This is a genomic window from Paludibacterium flexuosum, from assembly GCF_037076605.1.
In the GTDB taxonomy this organism is placed as follows: Bacteria; Pseudomonadota; Gammaproteobacteria; order Burkholderiales; family Chromobacteriaceae; genus Paludibacterium.
This window is the reverse complement of record NZ_AP029060.1, coordinates 746,267-762,389: the sequence shown is the minus strand read 5'-3', so window position 1 is coordinate 762,389 and position 16,123 is coordinate 746,267. Positions and strand designations below refer to the sequence as shown.

Below are 16,123 nucleotides of genomic sequence, written 5' to 3'. Positions count from 1 at the left end.
CTCAGAACGGCAGCTTGGCGCTGGTGGCTTTGCCCAGTTCACGGCGGAAGTCCGCCATGATGCGCTCCAGTGCCGGCTGATTGTCGGCCTCGAAACGCAGCACGATCACCGGCGTGGTATTGGAGGCGCGCATCAGGCCGAAACCGTCGGCATACTCAACCCGCAGACCGTCCATGGTGATGACTTCTTCCGCGCCATCGAAGCGGGCGCTGGTCTGCAGCGCCTCGATCAGGCTGTGGTTTTCGCCTTCCTTGGTTTTCAGGTTCAGTTCGGGAGTCGAAACAGCGTTGGGCAGGGCGTTGAGCAGCTCGCTCGGATCTTCGACCCGCGCCAGGATTTCCAGCAGGCGGGCACCGGTATACATACCGTCGTCAAAGCCGTACCAGCGCTCCTTGAAGAACACATGGCCACTCATCTCGCCGGCCAGCAGGGCTCCGGTTTCCTTGATCTTGGCCTTGATGAAGCTGTGGCCGGTACGGCACATCACCGGCGTGCCCTTGTTTTCCTTGATCCAGGGCTTGAGCAGGCGCGTCGACTTGACGTCATAGATCACCTTGGCCTTGGGGTTGCGTTCCAGTACGTCGGCGGCATACAGCATCAACTGGCGATCCGGCCAGATGATGTTGCCGTCCTTGGTCACCACACCGAGACGATCGCCGTCGCCGTCGAAAGCCAGACCGATTTCCGCGTCCGTCTTTTCCAGGGCTTCGATCACGTCCTTCAGATTCTCCGGTTTGGCCGGATCGGGGTGGTGGTTGGGGAAAGTGCCATCAACATCGCAGAACAGCTCGCGTACCCGGCAGCCCAGGCGGCGGAACAGGATGGGGGCAAAGGCACCGGCCACCCCGTTACCGCAATCGACGACCACGCTGATCGGGCGGTCCAGCTTGATGTCACCGGTAATGCGGTCGAAGTAGGCTTCGCTGATGTCGGCGCTGGAGAGTTGCCCTTCGCCGCTGTCGAGATTGCCGTCGACGATGCGTTGGTACAGCGCCTGGATGTCTTCGCCCGACAGGGTGTCACCGGCCAGGACCATTTTCAGGCCGTTGTACTCCGGCGGGTTGTGGCTGCCGGTCACCATGACGCCGGACTGCGTGCCGAGATGGTGGGTGGCGAAATACAGCATCGGCGTGGCGACGCGACCGATATCGATGACATCGATCCCCGCCGCGCGCAGACCGTCAGCCAGCGCCTCGGACAGTGCCGGGCCGGACAGGCGGCCATCGCGGCCGATGACGACCTGGCTGACCTTGCGGGCGCGCGCTTCCGAGCCAATGGCCTGGCCGATCAGGCGGGTGGTTTCCACGGTCAGCGTCTTGTCGACGATGCCTCGAATATCGTAAGCCTTGAAGATGTCTTTGGAGAGTTTGTTCATGATTGTCGGGTAATTTCAATCAGGTAAATGGCATCGGCCGACCTCGTGGCCGGCCGACAGAATGTGTTTAGCCGGCCAGAGACTGGCTCGTGGTAATCAGCTCGTGCAGTTTCTGCTGCGCTCCGCCGCTGCGGACAGCTTCACGGGCGCGTTCGATGCCGTCTGCCAGGCTGTCGGCCACGCCGGCGGTGTAAATCGCCGCGCCGGCATTGATCAGCACAATGTCCAGCGCTGCCGATGCCTGTCCCGCCAGGACCTTTTCGATCATGGCGGCCGAGGCTTCGGCAGAGTCGGCGCGCAGGGCGCTCAGTTCACTGCGGGCAAAACCATAATCGCGCGGATCGAGAATCGATTCATGGATGGCGCCGTCTTTCAGTTCGGCCATCCAGGTGTTGTCGCTCAGGGTGATTTCATCCAGCCCGTCCATGCCGTGCACGATCAGCACGTGGCGGCTGCCCAGTTCCTTCAGTACCCGCGCCTGGATGCCGACCAGGTCGTGATGGAAGACCCCCATGACCTGGTTGTCGGCGCCGGCCGGATTGGTCAGTGGCCCCAGAATGTTGAAGACCGTGCGCACGCCCAGCTCACGCCGGATCGGGGCCACATGGCGCATGGCGCTGTGATGGTTGGGGGCAAACATGAAGCCGATGCCAATGCGGTCGATGCATTCGCCGACCGCTGCCGCATTCAGGTTGATGTTGACGCCGAGGATCTCCAGGACATCGGCACTGCCGGATTTGGAGGAGACCGAGCGTCCGCCGTGCTTGGCCACGCGCGCGCCGGCGGCAGCGGCCACAAAGGCGGCCGCCGTGGAAATGTTGAAGCTGTGTGTCTTGTCGCCACCCGTGCCGCAGGTGTCCACCAGATGTTCGCGCCGGCTGACCGGCACGCGCTCGGAGAATTCGCGCATCACCGTGGCGGCCGCGGCAATCTCCAGCACGCTTTCCACCTTGACACGCAGCCCGATCAGGATGGCGGCCGTCAGCGCCGGCGAGATCTCGCCACGCATGATCTGGCGCATCAGATCCAGCATTTCGTCGTAAAACAATTCGTTCTGGTCAATTAACCGGTTCAATGCTTCTTGCGGTGTGATCATGCCTGTGCCTCACGCGCACGGGGCCAGCCGGCGTGCGCTTGCAGAAAATTGTTCAGCATGGCGTGGCCATGCTCGGTCAGAATCGATTCCGGATGGAACTGCACGCCCTCGATGGGCAGGGTCTTGTGCCGTACGCCCATGATCTCGCCATCATCCGTCCAGGCGGTGATTTCCAGGCAGTCGGGCAGGGTGGCGCGTTCGATCACCAGCGAGTGATAACGCGTGCAGCTCACCGGCGAGGGCAGATCGGCAAATACCCCCTGGCCATGGTGCCGGACCGGAGAGACCTTGCCGTGCATCAGCGTCTGTGCATGGATGATGCGGCCGCCAAAGGCCTGCCCGATGCTCTGGTGGCCCAGGCACACGCCCAGAATCGGCAGCTTGCCCGCAAAATGACGGATGGCCTCGAGCGAGATGCCTGCTTCGTTCGGTGTGCACGGTCCGGGCGAGATAATCAGATAGTCCGGCTGCATGGCCTCGATCTGCGCCACACTGATTTCGTCATTGCGATGGACGCGCACGTCCTGACCCAGTTCGCCCAGGTATTGCACCAGGTTGAAGGTAAAGGAGTCGTAATTGTCGATCATCAGGAGCATGGTGCGGTGGCTGGCCTTTGCTGGATAGAGAGGCGGGTAGAACCCTTTGCAGACAAACGACATTGTCTTTGCATTTGCCCCTGGCGGCAACTTTTTCGGCACGCATGGATGCCGTGTTCGGGCCGGATGAAGAGGTTGTGGAGCAAAGACGGAGGTTTGCGCAGTTTTCTGTCAGCAGACAGTCGCGCGTGGCGCGGCTGGTTCTGTCAGCAATCATACCACAGGATGCCTGAGAGGGCGGCTGTCGGGCGCCGCGAAGTCTCGGCGACCCAGGGCGCTCCGTTCGGTTACTGGCTGGGGGTGGTGTTCAGCCGCAGGGAAAAATCCTTGCGGATTTGCTCCAGCTGACCGCTGGCCTTCAAGGCTGCAGCAGCGGCGCGCAGCCTGGCAATGACGGCCGGATCGGTGTTGGGGCTGGCGGCCAGATACATCGGTTCGTGCCGCGACGCCGGCAGCGGGGTGACGGCTTCAAACTTGCTGCGCAGCTTCCAGTCAAGACTCAGCTCCCAGGCCAGTGAATCCGGGGATTCCACCAGGTAGGGTACCGTGCCGCTTTCCACCAGGCGGATACAGTCTGCGTAGCTGTTGGTGCTGATATAACTGCGCCCCTCGACAAACCCTTCGCGGCGCAGATCATCTTCGGCAATGTCGTCATTCACGACGCAGACCATGCCCTGATGGCGGATCTGGGCCAGCGTGCGGATCGATCCCGGCACCGTGCCGCGCAAACGGTAGATCCAGCGTTCATGCGTCGCCAGCGGGGTGATCCAGATAAACGATTTCTCCCGCTCCCGGCTGCGATCCAGCCCGTAGATCAGGGTGTTCGGTCTGGTGCGCGACAGGGTCAGGCTGCGAGCCCATGGGTACAACATGAATTGTCCGCGCAAGCCGGCCTTCTCAAGAATGGCCCGGGTCATGCGTGTACCCATCCCGTCAATATTGCCCTGGCCGCTCATGAAGCTGTAGGGCGGCTGCTGCTCGGTCAGGACCAGCAGCAACTCCGGCGCAAGCTGCTCCGCCCAGGCGGGGTGGCCCAGGCGGGTCAGCAGCCATGCCAGCAGCAGCCAGCCGCCAAGCCGTTTAGTTGAGTACGGGAGGGGTATAGCCATAGCGTCGCAGTACCTCGCCTGCCGTCGGGCCGGTCAGATAATGAAATAAACGTTTGGCAGCCGGATCCGACTCGGCGCCGCGCAACAAGACCATGGTCAGAATGATGGGCGGATGACTGGCAGCGGGCATGATCACCCAGCGTCCGCGTCCCCGATTGGCTGGCGACATGACTTCCGCCAGCGAAACAAAGCCGGCATCAGCCACTTTCTGGTTCACCAGCAGGGCGGTTTGCGCCACGTTGGCACCGTTGATCTGCCGCTTCTTCAGGCCGTCGCGCAGATGATAGTAATCCAGGATCTGCAACACCATCTGACCGTAGGCGGTGAATTGCGGGCTGGGTATGGCGATGCTGCCGCTGGTGGTCTGCAGCCAGCGCTGCCAGTTGGCCGGGGTGAAATCCGGGCGCATGGACCAAAGGACAATCGTGCCGGTGGCATAGGGCTGCGGCGGGCCAATGGTCAGACCGTCAGCGTGCAGAATCTGCGGAAAAGTATCGTCCGAAGACAGAAACAGGCGGTAAGGATGGCCATTGATGATTTGCGCCGTCAGCTTGCCGGCCTGATCGTAGACCGCTTCGACCGGGGTACCGGTGATCCGGGTGAAGTCGCTCGCGATCTCGCGAAAGGCTGGCGCAATATTGCTGGCCACGGCCACCTTCAGTGGCTGCGCGGCCAGTGATCCGGCCAGCAAACACATCAGGAAAAAGCCGCCGAGTCGCTTCATGGCCATGACTTACCAGAGAAAAGGGTTATTGATATAAAGCTAGCGTAATCCATGCGACCTGGCTAGCGCTCCCTTGTCCTCTCGGGTATCCATTCGGGCTCAGCCCGGCAGCGCTTCCGGCCACAGGCTCAAGGCACCGGCCGACAGCACTACCCCGTCACCCACGGCCAGCTTGCCGGCTTCTTCGGCGCTGACCAGGACCACCACGATTTCCTGCCCCACCTGCACGCTGATGCGCCACAGCACATCTGCCGGCCGGATGGCCAACACCGTCCCGTGCAGCTGACAGCGGCTGCGATCATCGCTGTGGGGCAGAAACAGTGCCGCCGGGGTGCCATGAGCCAGCAATCGTCCCTGTGACAGGTGGAGGACATGATCGGCCAGACTGAAAACCTCGGCCAGATCGTGGCTGACCAGGACCATGGTGAAGCCCAGCTGCTGCTGCATGTCACGCAACATCTGGCGCAGCTCCAGTCGCAGTGTCTGATCCAGTGCCGAAAGTGGTTCGTCGAGCAACAGCAGTCGCGGGCGGCAGGCCAGCGCCCGCGCCAGTGCCACCCGTTGCCGCTGCCCGCCCGACAGGGCCTGCGGCCGCTGTCCGGCCAGGCTGCCCAGACCTGTCCAGTCCAGCAGCGAGTCCACCAGCGCCTTATCCTGGCGCCGGGCGCCAAATGTCAGGTTGTCGCGCACGCTCAGGTGCGGGAACAGGGCAAAATCCTGGAAAACCATGCCGATGCCGCGCCGCTGTACCGGCAGATGCTGACGCTGATCGAACCAGATTTCTTCGCCATGATGGAGGTAACTGTCAGCCAGCGGCGTTTCCAGCCCGGCCAGCAGACGCAGCAAGGTGGTCTTGCCCGCGCCGGATGGCCCGAAAATCGCCGTGGTCTTGCCCAGCGGACAATGCCCTTCGACATGCAGCGAAAAGCGCTTGTCCGGGCTGTGATGATGCAGGTCGAAGCGCATCAGACCGCCCCTCCCGTTCGCTCGGCATGCCGGCGCAGCAGATTGACGCAAAGCACCACACAGAACGCGAAGCCGCACAGGATGGCGGCATACAGATGGGCCGCCGGGTAGTTCATCTGTTCGACCTGCTGGTACACCGCAATCGAGGCTACCTGGGTCACGCCCGGAATGTTGCCGCCGATCATCAGCACCAGGCCAAACTCCCCCACGGTGTGGGCGAAGCTCATGACGGCGCCGACAGTCAGCGCCGCACGCACGCAGGGCAACTCCACGCAGAGAAAGGTGTTGAGCCGGGAACGACCCAGTGTCCAGGCTGCTTCGCGCAGGCTGGCGGGCTGCGCCGCCAGCGCTGCGGCAACCGGCTGCACCATGAAGGGCAGGCTGAACAGCACCGAGCCGAGCACCAGGCCGGGAAAGGAAAACACCAGCTGCAGGCCAAATTGCTCGCGCAGCCAGCCGCCGAAGTGACCGGTCGGGGACAGGATCAGCAAGAGATAAAAGCCCAGGACGGAGGGGGGCAGCACCAGCGGCATCGAGATCAGCGTCTCGATCAGCGCCTTGCGGCGCGAGCGCCGGTGCGCCAGCCAGCCAGCCAGCGGCACCCCGGTCAACAGCAGGATCAGCGTGGTGAGCGTGGCCAGTCTGGCAGACAGCCAGAGAGGGGCGAGATCGGGCATCACGTTTGGACTTCCAGGGCCAGTTGCATGTCGTTGGCCTTGATCAGCGCGAGCACTGCCATGCCGGGGGCCAGTGCCAGACGCTCGGCCGCGCTGCGGGTCACCACCGCCTGCAGCGATTGGCCGGCGAAATCCAGCAGGATGCTGCTCATCAACTGACCATGACTGACGGCGCGCACATCACAGGGCAAGCGGTTGCGGATGCTCAACTGGCCCGACAGGTCGCGGGCCAGTGCCACATCGATTTCACGAAACGCCAGGGTGACCGGCTGACCCGGCTGCCAACGGGCTGCCGTGCTGTCGCCCAGTACCAGGGCGGCGCAATGCTGTGAGCCGGTCATGGCCTCCAGCAGCAAAATGCCATCCGACTGATGCATGGCGGTGACCGTGGCGTTCAGACGGTTCATGGCAGACGGTAGCCGTAACGTTGCAGGATGGCGCGCGCCGCCGGGCTTTGCAGATAGTCGAACAGCTTGCGGGCATCCGGATTGGCCGCCGCCGGCTTGAGCAGCACCATGTCCTGAATGATCGGGTCATGGCTTTGTGCCGGCAGCTCTACCCAGCGTCCCTGACCCTGCATCTGGGCAGAAACGACCTGTGACTTGGCGACAAAGCCGGCCTGTGCGGCGCCACTGGAGACAAACTGCGCGGTCTGACCAATGCTGTCGCCGGTGACCAGACGCGGCTGCACGGCCTCGCTCAGGTGGTAGTAATTCAGTGCGTGGACGGCTTCCGTGCCATAAGGTGCTGTCTGCGGGTTGGCAATCGCCACCTTGCCGCCGGCGCTCTTGAGCCATTGCTGCCAGTGTTCGGCGTCAAACTGTTTGTCCAGCGACCACAGCACCAGGGTGCCGATGGCATAGGTTTTCGGTGCGTTCAGCGTGAAGCCGGCACCCTGCAGTTTTTGCGGAAAGGTATTGTCGGCGGACAGGAACAGCTCGAAGGGGGCGCCGGCCATGACCTGGGTGGCGAATTTGCCCGAGGAAGAGTAGGACGGCTGAACCGCCACACCGGTGTCGCGGGTAAAGGCGGTGGCGATATCGCTGAAGGCGTACTGCATGTTGGCAGCAACCGCCACCTTGACCGGCGCCGCCTGGGCGGCCAGCGGCAACAGAGCGATCAGCGTGCAGAGTAGGGTTTTTTTCATGGCGTATTTCCTTGAGGTCAGGCCAGCGTGGCCAGAATGATGTCGCCCGGGCTGATCAGGGCCGAGGCTTCTTGTCCGGTTTGAAGGGCCAGCTCGGCCAGCGTGCCGCTGTCGAGCATGGCGTGCAGCTCGACGCCCTGGGGGAGGGTCAGCGTCACTTCGCTGTTGACCGTGCCGGGCAGGATCTGGCTGACGCGGCCATCCAGCCGGTTGGGCAGGGCAATGCCGGCCGCATGCTGCGGCCGGGTCAGCAGCAGGGCGCCGGCCTTGAACAGCAGCAGCACCTCGCTGCCGGGATCAAGCGGCAGGTGCCGGCTGCTTTCCCGGGTAATGCTGACCTGCAGCTCATGGCGGTTGGGCAGGGTGACATGGACCAGATCATTGACCGCTCCGACATCCACCCGGGCTACGTGGCCAATCAATTGGTTGCGGGCCGAGGTCTGCAGACCGAGTCGTGCCAGCAGGGTGCCCTGGTGCTGGCCCTCGAGCGCGGCACCGAGGGTTTCGGCCATGCGTGTCAGCAAGTCGCCGGCCGCCAGCAACGCCTGACCGCGCGCCGTGAGGCGCGTGCCGCCGCCACCGCTGCCGCCACTGTTGCGGATCAGCAGCGGCTCGCTGCTGGCGTTGTTCATGCTCTCCAGGATTTGCCAGGCGCCCTTGTAGCTCAGACCGACCTGCCGGGCGGCAGCGCTGATCGAGCCGCAGGCCGCCAGGGCACGCAGCAGAGACAGGCGCATGGCCTGGTGACGATCAAAAACGGGCAGGGCAGAAGCAGACATGGCGTATCGTTATGTAGCAATGTACATAACGATACGCCGTCTGCATCCGGAATGCCAGCCTCATGCCTGGCGCGGGCGCAGGTTGCCGTAAAACAGAGGAAGCGGTCTGCCGATGCACTGCAGGCAGCACAGACTCAGCAGTGCCAGCAGGAAGGCCGCACCGAAGACGGTCCGATAGCCCATCGTTTGTGCCAGCACGCTGGTCAGGCCGCCGGCCACGATCCAGCCGCAGCGCATGGCATTGCTGTACAGCGTGGTGGCGCTGCCGGCGCGGCCGGGCATCATGTCCTGGAAATAGGGCATGCCGATGCCGGCGGTGATGCCGACGAACAAGGCGTTGAGCAATTGCAGTGCCAGCAATTGCCACAAATGCTGCGCCAGCAACAATGTCGGGTAGAACAGCAGTCCGGCCAGCAGCGCCGTCTGCACCAGGCGACGTTTGCCGACGCGGCGCGACCACAGTCCGGCCAGCAGCATGACGGGAATCTCCAGCCCGGCGGCACAGCCCATCAGCCAGCCGGCCCAGCGTGCCGGCTGGTGCAGGTCGTGAGCCAGATACAGGGGCATGTTGATCAGATACAGGCAGTTGCTGGTGCCCAGCAGGGCAAAGGTCAGGCTGAGCAGCAGGATGTCGCGCTGTGGTGCCCGACGCGGGGCCGTGACGGCTTCGCGCCGGGCAGGGTGAGCGCGCGGCGCTTTCTGCAGCCTGGGCAGGGCATGCCAGGTCAGTGTCCCGCACAGAATGAATACCAGTGCCGCGCAACCATACATCACCCTGAAACCGAACCCCAGGGCGAGCATGAAGGCCAGCGGCGGTCCCGCCACCCAGGCCAGCGAGATCTGCGCGCGCAGCAGCGCATTGAACAGGGCGGCCTCGCGGCCGGACTGGTCGGCATACTCGCGCGCCAGGGCAAAGATCTGCGAGTTGGCGGCTGAACCCATACTGAGCAGCATGGAGCCGGCAATCAGCAAGACCAAGTAGCTGCGCACCAGGGCATACATCAGACAGCCGCCGGCACCGATCAGGCAGCACTTGAGAATCAGGCTGTTGCGTTGGCTGATGCGGTCGGAATAAGCCGCCAGTCCCTGGCTGACGGCAATGCCGATCAGGGCGCTGAAGACATAGAACAGGCCGACCATGGCGGCGTCGGCATGCAGGGTGCCGGAGAGAAACAGACTCAGGGTCGGCGTTTGCAGTGCGCTGGCAATCCCGGTCAGGAAGGTCGCACAGATAAAAGCGGTCGCCGTCGCATCCGGGCGCGGCGGCAGCATTCGTCGCAAGTCAGGCATGAAAAGCTCAATACAATGGTATCAGTAACCATGACATCGTATTGAGCTGACAGGCGGATCAGAATCGGATCAATCTTAATCAGAATTGAATCATGATTGTGCGTGACTCAGAAGCGGTATTGCGCCAGCGTGGTCATCTGGTTCTGCGCCAACTGATCCAGCTCGCGCGCACTGTCCAGGGTGACGGCCGCCGCCGCATGGGCCGCTTCGGACATGCGGGCAGTCTGTTCCACCTGCTGGGCGATGACGTTGCTGGCCCCTCCTTGCTCCTGAATCGCTTCGGCAATGGCGCTCATGCTGCGCGTGGTCGTGCTGGCACTCTCGCCGATGCGGCGAATGGCCTGATCGGCCTGGTCGGCACGACTGACGCCGGACTCCACCAGTTCAGCCGCCGTTTGCATCTGCTCGGTGGCGTGGCGCGAGCTTTCCACCATGGTGGCAATGGTCTGCGAGATTTCCTGGGTGGAAATGGCGGTGCGTTCGGCCAGTTTGCGCACCTCGTCGGCCACCACGGCAAACCCGCGCCCCTGCTCGCCGGCGCGTGCGGCCTCGATGGCTGCATTCAGGGCCAGCAGATTGGTCTGATCCGCGACCTCCCGAATGACCTGAATCACCGAGCTGACCTGCGCGCTGTAGCCGACCATTTCTTCAATGCTGGCGGCCGAGGTCTTGACCGCCCTCGAGATACTGCGGATGTCGTCAATGGTGTGGCCAATGATGGAGGAACCCTCATCCACCAGTGAGGCGGCCGCCTTGACCTCCTCGCGTGCCAGACGGGCCTGTTCGGCAACATGGTTGACGCTGACGGTGACCTGTTCGACGGTGGCGGCCATGCTGGCGGCGGTTTCGCTCTGCGTTTGCGAGGTGCTTGAGACCTGGTCGGCGGTCTCGGCCAGGCGGCGGGCGGCCACGGTCACCTGCTGGGCGCCATCACTCAGGCTGCGCAGATTCTGCTGCAGCCGGTCCAGCAGTCCGTTGAAGGCCATGGCCGTCAGTCCGATTTCGTCGCGGCGCAGAACCTGTGCCCGCCGCGTGAAATCCAGGCTGTGACTGACATCGGCCAGTGTGGTTTCGATACTGCCCAGGCCGCGGCGGATGGTGCGGAACAGGTTGACGGCCAGCAGGCTCGACAGCACGAAGCCGGCAACGATCACCACCAGTCCCAGGCCCAGGCCGGTGGCATAGGCGACATTGTTTTGCGCGGCCAGTGCCTCGGCCTGGTCATAGTTGAACTTGGCGTGCTTGTCGAGGGTTTTCATCAGCTTGGCGATGCTGTCCGAGAAGGCGCCCATCAGCAGCGGGCGAGCCTCATCGCTGTGATAGGCGCGCGACTGGGTCAGGATTTTCTCGCGCAGCTCGCGCACATCCGCCATGGCGGCCTTGTCGGCCAGCAGCATCTTGCGGTCTTCCTCGTTGGCCACGTCATGCGCCAGGTAGTCCGCCATGGCCGCATCGAAAACTTTGTCATTGTCGCTGATGACCTGATCCTGCTCCGATTTGGTGCCGCCATCCTGGGCCATGACATGCTTGAGGGTGGCGCTGCGAATCTCGCTGGCGGCCCGCACGGCGGTGTTCATCACCTTGAGACTGGGGAAGGTATCGTTCTCGACATAGTTGAAGCGGGCTTGCGCCTGATGGATCTGCCAGACGCCATAGCCGCCGATCAGCAGCAGGGCGCTCAATGCTGTCAGCAGGGTCAGCGATAATTGGCGGATGATGGTCATGGCGCGCACTCCCTGTCCAACGGGGCGCGCCAGCCGGTGGTTGGCAGCCGCTCAGGCGGCCCGCGTCGTGCCGGACGGGCGCGACCAGAGCCGGCTCGTCCGCTTGTTATTGGTTTGAGTTGTCATGCAATTTGACTATTTATTTATACGTATCCTTGGCGAGACTGCAATAGTGGCCAGGGTCACTGGTTAAAAAAACACATGTCATGATGTCGGTGTCTGGGCCGCAGCACGCCAGTGCCCGCTTTTGCCGCCTTGTTTCTCCAGCAGCCGGACGCCATCGATCTGCATGCCGCGATCCACGGCCTTGAGCATGTCGTAGACCGTCAGCAGGCCGGCCATCACGGCGGTCAGTGCTTCCATCTCCACCCCGGTGCGCCCCAGGGTTTCGGTGGTCACGGTCAGTGTGACGCGGGACAGGGTCTCGTCGATCCCGAAGTCGGCACTGACATGGGTCAGGGCCAGCGGGTGGCACAGCGGAATCAGGTGGGCGGTGTGCTTGCTGCCCTGAATGGCTGCCAGTCGTGCCACGCCGATGACGTCCCCTTTGCCGGCCCGGCCATCCAGTACCAGGCGCAGGGTGTCCGGCTGCATGCGGATATGGCCAGTGGCGGTTGCGCTGCGGCGGGTTTCCGGCTTGTCGCCGACGTCGACCATATGCGCCTGGCCAGCTTGATCGAAATGGGTGAGAGAAGACATGAATGGGCCTGTTGAATATAAAATTGGGCTAACATAACGCCTGCGCGCCCGGCCAACAAGTGGCGCGGCGAAGGCGAAATGGACAAGATGCAAAAAACCCTTGGCGTGATCGGCTGGTCAGGCAGTGGCAAAACCACACTGATCAGGCAGCTGTTGCCGGCGCTGCAGCGGCGTGGCCTGCGCGTGTCGGTCATCAAGCATACCCATCATTCCCTGCAGCTCGATGAACCGGGCAAGGACAGCTATCAGCTGCGACAGGCCGGTGCTGCCGAGGTCATGGTGTTGTCTGCCGGCCGCTGGGCAGTGTTCGCCGATGTCTCTGTCGAGCCGACGCTCGAAGCCCAGCTGTCGCACCTGTCACCGGTTGACCTGGTGCTGCTGGAAGGGCAGAAGCAGCTGGCCTTGCCCAAGCTGGAAGTCTACCGGCCGGGCGTCGGCAAGCCGCCGCGTTATCCGGCAGACCCCCGCATCATTGCGGTGGCCAGCGATGCCGCTCTGGACGCGCCCATTCCCGTGCTGGATCTGAATGATATCGAGGCGGTGGCAGACTTTGTCGCCGACTGGAGCAGAAAGAACTGAACATGATCGTCATCCGCTATTTTGGCGTATTGAAAGAAACGCTGGGCCTGGAACAGGAACAGCTGGACTGGACGGGCGGCGACTGCCGGCAGTTGCTCAGCCAGCTGCGCGCGCGCGGCCTGGACTGGCAGGCGGCACTGGCGCCGGGCAAGGTGTTTCGTCTGGTGGTCAACCAGGTGATCGTGCGTGAGGACGGTGCCATTCCGGATGGTGCCGAGGTCGGTATCCTGCCGCCGGTCACCGGGGGCTGAGATGCAGCTGTCGATTCGCGTGGGCGAGGCGCCCTTTGACCTGGCGGCCGAAGAGGCGGCACTGACAGCACTGGCAGGCGATGCCGGGGCTGTCGTGGCTTTTGTCGGCAAGGTGCGGGGCCTGGATGGACCGCAGCCGCTGAGCTCGATGTTCCTTGAGCATTATCCCGGGGTCACGGAAAGCGAAATCACCCGGATCGCCGAGACGGCGGCGCAGCGCTGGCCGGTGCTGGCCTGCCGGGTGGTGCACCGGGTTGGCCATCTGGCCCCGGGGGAAAACATCGTGCTGGTGCTGATGGCCTCCAGTCATCGCCAGGCGGCCTTCAGTGCCGCCGAATTCCTCATGGACTACCTCAAGACCGAAGCCCCGTTCTGGAAGCGCGAATGCTTTGCCGACGGCAGCAGTCACTGGGTGGCCGCCAAGGTCAGTGATGACGACGCCTGTCAGCGCTGGCTTTGATCGCCCGCGGCTTGCCGGCGTGGTGCTGGCAGGCGGAGACGGCCGCCGCATGGGCGGATGCGACAAGGGCTGGCAGATGCTGGGCAGCCGGGCCTTGGTCGAGCATGTCTATGCCCGGCTGCATCCACAGGTCGATGCGGTCTGGATCAGTGCCAACCGCAGTCTTGAGCGCTATCGCCAGTTCGGCGCGCCGGTCTTCGGTGATGATCCGCAATGGACCGGCATGGGGCCACTGGCCGGCCTGGCCACGGTGGCAAGCCGTCTGCCCGGCACGATCCGGCTGATTCAGCTGGTGCCCTGTGATACCCCCTTGCTGCCCCTGGATCTGGTCCGGCGCCTGCTGCCGGCGCTGGACGAACCCGCCTGCCTGGCCAGCTATCCACAAACCGAACGCGGACCGGAACCGCTCATGCTGCTGCTGCGGCGCGAGGCGCTTGCCAGTCTGCCCGATTATCTGCGCGAGGGCGGTCGCAGCCTGCGTGGCTGGTTGACGCAATGTGCGGCACGGACGGTGTACTTCGCCGAGCAGGATGCCTTCGCCAACGCCAATGACCCGGCCAGCCTGCAGCAGTTGACGCAGGCCATCGGCCAACTGAACGGCGCGCAATCCGCCGGACAAGGAACGACATCATGATGGATTACTACCAGGCACTGGATGCCCTGGCACAAGCGTTGACCCCGATTGACGGTCAGGAGTCGGTGCCGCTGACCGAGGCCCGGGGCCGCCGGCTGGCCGAGCCCCTGCTGGCCCGGCTGGATACGCCGGCGTTTGACAATAGCGCCATGGATGGTTACGCCCTGGCCGACCCGCAAGGCACCTTGACCCGTTTTGTGCTGCGCGGGCGCACGGCAGCAGGCGATGCACCTGCCGCGGCCCTGCAGCCTGGCGAAGCCTGGCGCATCTTTACCGGGGCGCCGGTCCCCCCGGGGACCACCGCCGTGGTGGCGCAGGAGAATGCCCGTCTCGACGGGGAGCAATTGCATCTGTCTGCGCCGCTGCCAGCAGGGCGACACATTCGGCGTCGGGCCGAAGAATTTGCCGCCGGGGCCACACTGCTGCCGGCAGGAACCACGCTGGGTGCCGCCGCCATCGCGCTGGCAGCCAGTCAGGGCAATGCCCGGCTCTCGGTCAGTCGTCCGCTGCGCGTGGCGGTGTTTTCCAGTGGCAACGAGCTCTGCGAGCCCGGCGCGACGCTGACGGCCGGCAAGATTTATGACGCCAACCGCTACCAGTTGCTGGCCTGGCTGCGCGCCATGCCGGTGACGGTGGTCGATGGTGGCATCCTGCCCGACGATCTGGCGCAAACCCGGCTGCGGCTGGCGGCCGTGGCGCAGGAGGTGGATGTCATCCTGACCAGTGGTGGCGCTTCTGTCGGCGAAGAGGATCATCTCAAGGCGGCCCTGATGCAGATCGGGCGTCTGGATGCCTGGCGTCTGGCCATCAAGCCCGGCAAGCCCTTTGCCTGGGGACGGGTGGGTCAGGCCCATGTCTTTATGCTGCCGGGCAACCCGGTGGCGACCTTTGTCACCTTTCATCAACTGGTGGCGCCGGCCCTGGGTTATCTGTCCGGCCAGCCGGCCCTGCGCGCCGAATCCTCGCGGGCACGGGCACAGTTTGCCAGTCGGGGTGAGGAAGCGCGGCGCGAATTCCTGCGCGCCCGCCTGAGTCTGAATGCCGAGGGTGAGCCGCAAGTCAGCCTGCTGGATGGTCAGGGATCCGCCATGTTGCGGGCGTGCGCCGAGGCCGATTGTCTGGTGGAAGTGCCGCCGCAGACAGCGGTGGCGCAGGGCGACTGGCTGACTGTCTATCCGCTGCGCCAGGGGTGATCAGGCGGCCTGACGTTCGCTCGCCAGGGCGGTGACAAAACCGTTTTGTTCGTAGCTGGCGCTGATGGCAGCCAGTCTGTCCGGTTGCTGTCCCAGCTCGTCCGGCAGCAGGATGCCAATGCGGCAGGGCAGCCCCAGCCGGGTCAGAATGTCGCGGAAGACTGTGCCATGGCCGCTCTGGACGCCATCGATCAGTGCCATGCTGACCGGCAGGTAGACCAGTTGCCGGGCGTTGACCCGGCCGGACAGATTGAGCAGGTGAATCGAGCGCGCAAAGCGATCGAGCACCACTGCCGTCTCGCTGGCACGGCACAGGGCAATGACATCGGCTTCACGCACCGTCTGCCCGCCGGGGGCGCGATAGCGCGTGCGGGCCAGCCAGCTGTCCTCGCCCAGCGGCAGCATTTCACTTTCAATGCGGTGTTTCAGAAACAGGCCGGCGTAGCCGCCCTGGCCGTCCGCCACAATGGGGAAATGGCTGAAGTACTGCGCTTGTACCCGTTCGGCAAAATGCATCAGGCGTTCGTCCATGGCTCGGCTTTCTGCCACTGTGCCCCGGCCTTGCGGCCGCAGAACTCCAGCGGCCAGTCCTGCCGCTGAGCCTCCTGTCGTACGCGCTTGCACAGATTGTGATTCACATAACCCAGCATGATGACGATCAGGTCGACCTGACGGGGGAAACTGCGGCGGCAGTCCCCGGTCTTGCGCCCCTGCCAGTGTTCTACCTGATCATAGCCGCGGGCGGCCAACTGGCGCCTCACGGTTTCCACGGTATCGCCGCCGACAATCAGTGCTTTCATCATGCTGCTCCCGGTCATGTAGGC

The 16,123-nt window shown here is 63.9% G+C and carries 20 protein-coding genes; 5 read left to right on the top strand and 15 right to left on the bottom strand.

Going from position 1 to position 16,123, the window contains the following annotated elements:
• Nucleotide 1: 1 nt before the first annotated feature.
• The 13 genes from AACH39_RS03720 to moaC form a co-directional block, all read right to left on the bottom strand.
• On the bottom strand, nt 2-1,375 hold the full coding sequence (locus tag AACH39_RS03720) for a phosphomannomutase/phosphoglucomutase (protein WP_215782379.1): 1,374 nt from the start codon (nt 1,373-1,375) through the stop codon (nt 2-4).
• Nucleotides 1,376-1,442: 67 nt separating this feature from the next.
• Complete coding sequence (gene trpD, locus AACH39_RS03715; RefSeq protein ID WP_215782380.1) at nt 1,443-2,471, bottom strand: anthranilate phosphoribosyltransferase; 1,029 nt, start codon at nt 2,469-2,471, stop codon at nt 1,443-1,445.
• Nucleotides 2,468-3,067 carry an aminodeoxychorismate/anthranilate synthase component II gene (gene pabA, locus AACH39_RS03710; protein WP_215782381.1) on the bottom strand — a complete coding sequence of 200 codons (600 nt, stop codon included), beginning with the start codon at nt 3,065-3,067 and terminating at the stop codon, nt 2,468-2,470. Before pabA ends, trpD begins: the two co-directional genes overlap by 4 nt.
• Before the next feature lie 287 nt (nt 3,068-3,354).
• A complete protein-coding gene (locus AACH39_RS03705) occupies nt 3,355-4,176 on the bottom strand; it encodes a transporter substrate-binding domain-containing protein (RefSeq protein ID WP_338620932.1) in 822 nt (273 codons plus the stop codon).
• Complete coding sequence (gene modA, locus AACH39_RS03700; protein WP_338620931.1) at nt 4,148-4,906, bottom strand: molybdate ABC transporter substrate-binding protein; 759 nt, start codon at nt 4,904-4,906, stop codon at nt 4,148-4,150. The genes AACH39_RS03705 and modA (AACH39_RS03700) overlap by 29 nt, the downstream gene beginning before the upstream one ends.
• Nucleotides 4,907-4,999: 93 nt before the next feature.
• Nucleotides 5,000-5,866, bottom strand: a complete 867-nt coding sequence (locus tag AACH39_RS03695) for an ATP-binding cassette domain-containing protein (RefSeq protein ID WP_338620930.1) — start codon at nt 5,864-5,866, stop codon at nt 5,000-5,002.
• A complete protein-coding gene (gene modB, locus AACH39_RS03690) occupies nt 5,866-6,543 on the bottom strand; it encodes a molybdate ABC transporter permease subunit (RefSeq protein ID WP_338620929.1) in 678 nt (225 codons plus the stop codon). The genes AACH39_RS03695 and modB overlap by 1 nt, the downstream gene beginning before the upstream one ends.
• A complete protein-coding gene (locus tag AACH39_RS03685) occupies nt 6,543-6,950 on the bottom strand; it encodes a TOBE domain-containing protein (RefSeq protein ID WP_338620928.1) in 408 nt (135 codons plus the stop codon). Before AACH39_RS03685 ends, modB begins: the two co-directional genes overlap by 1 nt.
• On the bottom strand, nt 6,947-7,690 hold the full coding sequence (modA, locus tag AACH39_RS03680) for a molybdate ABC transporter substrate-binding protein (protein WP_215782387.1): 744 nt from the start codon (nt 7,688-7,690) through the stop codon (nt 6,947-6,949). Before modA (AACH39_RS03680) ends, AACH39_RS03685 begins: the two co-directional genes overlap by 4 nt.
• A 17-nt stretch (nt 7,691-7,707) precedes the next feature.
• Entirely contained in the window at nt 7,708-8,469 is a 762-nt protein-coding gene (locus tag AACH39_RS03675) for a TOBE domain-containing protein (RefSeq protein WP_215782388.1), read from the bottom strand.
• A 60-nt stretch (nt 8,470-8,529) separates the two neighbouring features.
• Nucleotides 8,530-9,759 (bottom strand): MFS transporter, encoded by a 1,230-nt coding sequence (locus AACH39_RS03670; protein ID WP_215782389.1) that lies wholly within the window; start codon nt 9,757-9,759, stop codon nt 8,530-8,532.
• Nucleotides 9,760-9,866: 107 nt separating this feature from the next.
• A complete protein-coding gene (locus tag AACH39_RS03665; protein ID WP_215782390.1) occupies nt 9,867-11,483 on the bottom strand; it encodes a methyl-accepting chemotaxis protein in 1,617 nt (538 codons plus the stop codon).
• Between the two features lie 204 nt (nt 11,484-11,687).
• Nucleotides 11,688-12,182, bottom strand: coding sequence for a cyclic pyranopterin monophosphate synthase MoaC (gene moaC, locus AACH39_RS03660; RefSeq protein WP_215782391.1), 495 nt, complete (start codon nt 12,180-12,182; stop codon nt 11,688-11,690).
• Between the two features lie 87 nt (nt 12,183-12,269).
• On the opposite strand from moaC, the gene mobB reads away from it, so the two are divergent.
• The 5 genes from mobB to glp are packed head-to-tail and all read left to right on the top strand — an operon-like array spanning nt 12,270 to nt 15,299.
• Nucleotides 12,270-12,761, top strand: a complete 492-nt coding sequence (mobB, locus tag AACH39_RS03655) for a molybdopterin-guanine dinucleotide biosynthesis protein B (RefSeq protein ID WP_338620927.1) — start codon at nt 12,270-12,272, stop codon at nt 12,759-12,761.
• Nucleotides 12,762-12,763: 2 nt separating this feature from the next.
• Nucleotides 12,764-13,012, top strand: a complete 249-nt coding sequence (locus tag AACH39_RS03650; RefSeq protein ID WP_215782393.1) for a MoaD/ThiS family protein — start codon at nt 12,764-12,766, stop codon at nt 13,010-13,012.
• Nucleotide 13,013: 1 nt separating this feature from the next.
• Entirely contained in the window at nt 13,014-13,472 is a 459-nt protein-coding gene (locus AACH39_RS03645) for a molybdenum cofactor biosynthesis protein MoaE (protein WP_215782394.1), read from the top strand.
• Nucleotides 13,444-14,106 (top strand): molybdenum cofactor guanylyltransferase MobA, encoded by a 663-nt coding sequence (gene mobA, locus AACH39_RS03640; protein WP_338620926.1) that lies wholly within the window; start codon nt 13,444-13,446, stop codon nt 14,104-14,106. The genes AACH39_RS03645 and mobA overlap by 29 nt, the downstream gene beginning before the upstream one ends.
• On the top strand, nt 14,103-15,299 hold the full coding sequence (gene glp, locus AACH39_RS03635) for a gephyrin-like molybdotransferase Glp (protein ID WP_215782396.1): 1,197 nt from the start codon (nt 14,103-14,105) through the stop codon (nt 15,297-15,299). The genes mobA and glp overlap by 4 nt, the downstream gene beginning before the upstream one ends.
• Here the strand turns inward: glp and AACH39_RS03630 are convergent, their stop codons facing one another.
• Nucleotides 15,300-15,830 (bottom strand): hypothetical protein, encoded by a 531-nt coding sequence (locus AACH39_RS03630; protein WP_215782397.1) that lies wholly within the window; start codon nt 15,828-15,830, stop codon nt 15,300-15,302. It lies immediately after the preceding gene.
• A complete protein-coding gene (locus AACH39_RS03625; protein WP_215782398.1) occupies nt 15,815-16,102 on the bottom strand; it encodes a DUF2325 domain-containing protein in 288 nt (95 codons plus the stop codon). Before AACH39_RS03625 ends, AACH39_RS03630 begins: the two co-directional genes overlap by 16 nt.
• Nucleotides 16,103-16,123: the final 21 nt, after the last annotated feature.

Bases quoted from the DNA above. Each gene is read 5' to 3' on its own strand.
- mobB (WP_338620927.1), top strand. From the start codon at position 12,270: ATGCAAAAAACCCTTGGCGTGATCGGCTGGTCAGGCAGTGGCAAAACC.
- mobA (WP_338620926.1), top strand. From the start codon at position 13,444: ATGACGACGCCTGTCAGCGCTGGCTTTGATCGCCCGCGGCTTGCCGGC.
- modB (WP_338620929.1), bottom strand. From the start codon at position 6,543: ATGCCCGATCTCGCCCCTCTCTGGCTGTCTGCCAGACTGGCCACGCTC.
- AACH39_RS03675 (WP_215782388.1), bottom strand. From the start codon at position 8,469: ATGTCTGCTTCTGCCCTGCCCGTTTTTGATCGTCACCAGGCCATGCGC.
- modA (WP_215782387.1), bottom strand. From the start codon at position 7,690: ATGAAAAAAACCCTACTCTGCACGCTGATCGCTCTGTTGCCGCTGGCC.
- AACH39_RS03665 (WP_215782390.1), bottom strand. From the start codon at position 11,483: ATGACCATCATCCGCCAATTATCGCTGACCCTGCTGACAGCATTGAGC.
- moaC (WP_215782391.1), bottom strand. From the start codon at position 12,182: ATGTCTTCTCTCACCCATTTCGATCAAGCTGGCCAGGCGCATATGGTC.
- AACH39_RS03630 (WP_215782397.1), bottom strand. From the start codon at position 15,830: ATGGACGAACGCCTGATGCATTTTGCCGAACGGGTACAAGCGCAGTAC.
- AACH39_RS03685 (WP_338620928.1), bottom strand. From the start codon at position 6,950: ATGAACCGTCTGAACGCCACGGTCACCGCCATGCATCAGTCGGATGGC.
- AACH39_RS03670 (WP_215782389.1), bottom strand. From the start codon at position 9,759: ATGCCTGACTTGCGACGAATGCTGCCGCCGCGCCCGGATGCGACGGCG.
- glp (WP_215782396.1), top strand. From the start codon at position 14,103: ATGATGGATTACTACCAGGCACTGGATGCCCTGGCACAAGCGTTGACC.
- AACH39_RS03625 (WP_215782398.1), bottom strand. From the start codon at position 16,102: ATGATGAAAGCACTGATTGTCGGCGGCGATACCGTGGAAACCGTGAGG.
- AACH39_RS03650 (WP_215782393.1), top strand. From the start codon at position 12,764: ATGATCGTCATCCGCTATTTTGGCGTATTGAAAGAAACGCTGGGCCTG.
- pabA (WP_215782381.1), bottom strand. From the start codon at position 3,067: ATGCTCCTGATGATCGACAATTACGACTCCTTTACCTTCAACCTGGTG.
- trpD (WP_215782380.1), bottom strand. From the start codon at position 2,471: ATGATCACACCGCAAGAAGCATTGAACCGGTTAATTGACCAGAACGAA.
- AACH39_RS03695 (WP_338620930.1), bottom strand. From the start codon at position 5,866: ATGCGCTTCGACCTGCATCATCACAGCCCGGACAAGCGCTTTTCGCTG.
- AACH39_RS03645 (WP_215782394.1), top strand. From the start codon at position 13,014: ATGCAGCTGTCGATTCGCGTGGGCGAGGCGCCCTTTGACCTGGCGGCC.
- AACH39_RS03720 (WP_215782379.1), bottom strand. From the start codon at position 1,375: ATGAACAAACTCTCCAAAGACATCTTCAAGGCTTACGATATTCGAGGC.
- AACH39_RS03705 (WP_338620932.1), bottom strand. From the start codon at position 4,176: ATGGCTATACCCCTCCCGTACTCAACTAAACGGCTTGGCGGCTGGCTG.
- modA (WP_338620931.1), bottom strand. From the start codon at position 4,906: ATGGCCATGAAGCGACTCGGCGGCTTTTTCCTGATGTGTTTGCTGGCC.